5 protein-coding genes are annotated in these 4,051 nt (G+C 52.4%); 1 reads left to right on the forward strand and 4 read right to left on the reverse strand.

The genetic code is table 11. The annotated features are described in order from the left end of the window. Positions 1-217: T9SS type A sorting domain-containing protein (locus ACEW8P_RS23755; RefSeq protein ID WP_373515551.1), on the forward strand; the 217-nt coding region annotated here is incomplete at its 5' end. Position 218: 1 nt separating this feature from the next. Here the strand turns inward: ACEW8P_RS23755 and ACEW8P_RS23760 are convergent. The 4 genes from ACEW8P_RS23760 to ACEW8P_RS23775 form a co-directional block, all read right to left on the reverse strand. Continuing rightward, positions 219-908: a hypothetical protein gene (locus tag ACEW8P_RS23760; RefSeq protein ID WP_373515552.1), complete on the reverse strand. Its 690-nt coding sequence runs from the start codon at positions 906-908 to the stop codon at positions 219-221. Next, the gene (locus tag ACEW8P_RS23765; RefSeq protein ID WP_373515553.1) at positions 898-2,868 is read right to left on the reverse strand and encodes an asparagine synthase-related protein; all 1,971 of its coding nucleotides are present in this window, start codon (positions 2,866-2,868) and stop codon (positions 898-900) included. The genes ACEW8P_RS23760 and ACEW8P_RS23765 overlap by 11 nt, the downstream gene beginning before the upstream one ends. Positions 2,869-2,956: 88 nt before the next feature. Next, a complete protein-coding gene (locus tag ACEW8P_RS23770; RefSeq protein ID WP_373515554.1) occupies positions 2,957-3,103 on the reverse strand; it encodes a hypothetical protein in 147 nt (48 codons plus the stop codon). 57 nt (positions 3,104-3,160) lie between these two features. Then, on the reverse strand, positions 3,161-4,051 hold an 891-nt coding region (locus ACEW8P_RS23775), incomplete at its 5' end, for an ice-binding family protein (RefSeq protein WP_373515555.1).

Below are 4,051 nucleotides of genomic sequence, written 5' to 3' on the forward strand. Positions count from 1 at the left end.
CGCAAAATTTCTGGTACCCGTAGCCAAAGATTCCAATGGCGAGACCCTCAAACTGACGATTTATTCACTAGCCGGGCAGTTACTGGAAGCGATGGAATTTAAGACCCATCCGGGGGAAAATGAATTGTATTGGCTCATCAAGCAACCGGCCGGAATGTACCTGTACAAAATTCAGGTGGGCGATGAGCTGTTCCATGGCCGGGTGGTGGTCAATTAAATCACTCCTTGCCGTACTTGCTTACCTTCATGATACGGCTACTACCCGAATCTATTTTACCGCTACCGATGCAACTGGCTTCCTGACAGTATTCCAGAGCAATATCCTCTTTGTACACCAGCCCCACTCCCGGCGCGTACACCTCGTTGCGCTTGTAGAGCGAAACCAGACTCGAGTCCCGCCGCTGTACTACCGTTAGGCTCTTCGGAAAATCATTCCGAGCCGGAAACGATGCACCGAATTGAACCTGATAGATTTCTTCGGGTTTGGCGTTGAGCAGGTTGCCGTTCCAGCTACTTTGGTCGTTAAGCGGAAATGTCAGTTTTACGAAAGCAACGTTATTTTCCACCCTGACCGCCCGGTCGGGTATCCGGTAGGCGGTCCAAATCGAATCCAGCACCCAGGGGGCTTCCGGGCGCGATTTCTTGTATCGTTCGACGGGAAATTGTTCAATTCCGGTGGTTCCTATGAAAGGTTGACCGCATACTTCCCGCAAGAAGTAAGTCGACCGATTGGGTACGGATGAGGTGACAGTGTAGCGTACTTCGCCGACCTCGTATTCGATGTACCTGCCGGCTTCCAGGGGAAAATAGTCATAGCCTGCGCCCCGCCGGAGCGTACTTTCGGGAGGCTCGCAGCCCAGAATGAGCAACAGGCTTATTACTGACCAGAAGCCTGTACTATTTTTCATGCTTTTTTATTTCTTCCAGCCACACCCCCAGAAACAGGGCCTTGGAAGCCAGGGTATAGTACCTCGACTTTTGGTTGAGAGGAATTGCCGGGTTCAGCAGAATTCCAGCGACTTTGTCGAATTTCTTCTTGTCAACAATATCCCAGAGCAAATGCCCCCGGCAGAAGATCGATTGGGTTTGAAGATGGAGTATCTGGAAACTTAGCAGCCCGTATTCGTTAAAACTGGTTTTGTGGCCCCGGTTCAAAACTTCCGGGGGTAAGATGTCCTGCAAAGCCCGGCGAATGGTCGCCCGGCCTTTCCCATCGCCAAACTTTACCCGTTCCGGGATAGCGAGGGAGAGTTCTACCAACTTTTCATCAAAAAAGGGATGGGCGTAATGGTGACCGTAATGTAAGCCAATGTGGTGCAGTTGCTCGGTGGCATCAACGTAAGATTTGTGGGTAATTTCGCGGAATTGTCCCTGATAGTCTGCGTTCAGTCCGGTATACAGTGCATCGGCATTGGTGCTTGTCCTCGTTCCCTCCCATTGCGCGGCAAAGTCATGCGTCAACAGATTTCCGGGGAGCGGGAATTTGAGTCGGGTCCTGAGTTTGTCGAGCCCTGAATTCAAAAAATCCCGGTAGGAATAACCCAACTCTGGATTTAGAGCCCGCGCTGTTTTCAGGAAGCCACTTACCTTTTTCTGCCGTACCATCGCCCACAGTTCGGTGCACAGGTAATGCCGGGCGTATTGCGTCTGCCTTTCCGTAGCGCGTAGACTGAGCCAATCAGAATTCAGGTGGTAAATATCCCGTTCCTGGGCGTATTGGTAAATGGCGCGTTTCAGGGACGACCAGTCCCCAGCCTCCTGATAGTTTCGTATCAGGCCGTTGCCGTGCCCTACGACCGAATCGCCATCGTGGCCCGTTAACACCACATCGCATCCGGCCTGCCGTACCTGCTCGGCGGCGGCGAAGTGGAACGTGGAAGGTATGGGGAAATGCTCGGGCCGGTCGAACAACCGGCTGAGCCGGGCCAGGGCACCGTACACGTCGGCCTCGGGGCGACCTTCGTAATGCCGGGAGTGAATCTGGTTTTGCACCGCCTGCACAAAGTACCTTTCGTCGGTTGAAGGTAGGTCGGGATGGATATAAAAGGTGGAAATCTTACCGACCAACTGCTGCGCCACGCAGGCCACCGAGGACGAATCGAGTCCGCCGCTCAGGTGCGCACCCGGTGCGTCGTAGCCCTGGGTACATTGCCGGACCGAATCGAAGAAATAGGACCGAAACAATTCAATATACTCTTCTTCGCGGGTTATAGTTCTGTACCGGGCCGGGTCGACCTTCCAGTAGCACCGCTGCGCTACCTGATTTTTGTGGATCGTCAATTGGTGCGCGGGCAGGGCGGCTTTGACGTTTTTAAAAAAGGTACGGTCTTCAAAACTCCCGTCGCTATTTTGGGGTGCCAGGAAATTGCGAATTTTGCCGTAATCGATCGACTTGCGCGAGGGCAAAAAGGTAGGTAGGTGGCTGATTCGGTTGCCAAACGCAAAGTAGGAACCAGGCTGATAGTCGTAGTAAAAGCTTTTGAACCCGAAGCGATCCCGCGACACAAGTACCTTTTCGGCGCGTCGATCCCAAATCAGAAACACAAACTCGCCTGTGAATTGCTCCGAAATTTTCTCACCCCACTGCTGGTAGGCCCGGGCGATGAGTTGGGCGGGGGTACCTTCCTGCGCTGATATCCCCAACCGGGAGCGGATTTCCGGCTCGTTGTGCAGTCGGATGTCGGCTACCACGATCAATTCGGTAGTAATCAGTACAGTCTCCGGCGAATTGGCGGCCAGGCTGCCGCCGGAAAAATCGAAGCTTTGCCCTTGAAATTTCCCCGCTCCGATCTGGGTAGCGGAATAACTCGCCGGGCTGAAAGACAGTACACCCGAAAAGTAGGGAGTGATCAGACAGGAAATATTCATGGTTACTCGTCTAGGTAAACAAATTTACATTAAAAAACCAGCCTATTTTGATATAGGCTGGTTCTTTAGCAGGTAATCTGAAGCTGGTTCAGGCGCTTCGAGTTGTCAGGCCATCAGCCAGCGAACCGGCTTTCAGCGTGAGCTCGGTCACTGAGCCAATCGTTTTCAGAACGGGCTTCACGTATGGTTTCTTAGTATTTTGAGCAGCTGAGCGCTTGGTGGTATGTGAATTCATAGGAATTTCTGTTTAAAAGATGAGATTGAAAGGCCTGAGCAAAGTATTGTCTCGAACCTATTGCTTCAGAACTTTAAATGTATAGGTGCTTCCGTTGGTACGCGTTACCTTGACCACGTAAAGCCCGGTTGGAAGGTTTTTTACATCCAGGCCACTATTCGGCACACTATCTGACTGCATCACCGCAATTCCCATCGAGTTGTAAAACTCCACCCGACTGATTTTTTTCAGGTCGTCCGTTTTCAGCAAAAGTCGTTCGGATACCGGATTGGGATACAAAGCTGTTTCAATGTTGATGTCGAACTCCAAGCTTTTGAGCCGGCTGTAGTCAAAAGTCCCGTCTCGATCCACGATCCGTAGGCGGTAGAGATTGGAGCCGTTGGCCGGATTGACATCCGTGAACGAATACCACTGTTTGTCATTAGTGTCGCCCTTGGCAGCCACTTTGCCGATCATCTGCCAGGTCTTGCCGTTGAGGCTGTGCTCCACCTCGAAGCGGTCGCTGTTGACCTCTTCGGCGGTAGCCCAGCTCAGGACCGCGGTCTGGGCCTCCTTCTGGGCGTTGAAGCTGACCAGCGACACGGGTAAGGGGGCCGGAGGGGGGACATTGACTACATTGGTATCCAGGTTGATCGCCCCGCCGAGTGATAGGGCTCTACCTAGCAGGCTCGCACCCGTTAATAAGCTGATAGCCCCATTGGCTATGATAGTTCCCGAAAACGTGGAACTGATACCGAGGATAACTGCACCATTTACCTGGAAAAAGACATTTGCAGCGGATGCACCATTTGTCAGTAGAATGCTTGAACCAGTAGCGGTAGAGAATGCCCCGTTCAACTTAATGATAAAGACAGCATTGGGATCTCCTCCTCCATCCAACGTCAGTACTCCCGTCAAATCAGTAGCAGCAGCAGGGCCAGTCTGGCAGTAAACGCCCGGTGTCAAAGT

The sequence above is a fragment of the Persicitalea sp. genome, from assembly GCF_041751555.1.
Classification (GTDB): Bacteria; Bacteroidota; Bacteroidia; order Cytophagales; family Spirosomataceae; genus Persicitalea.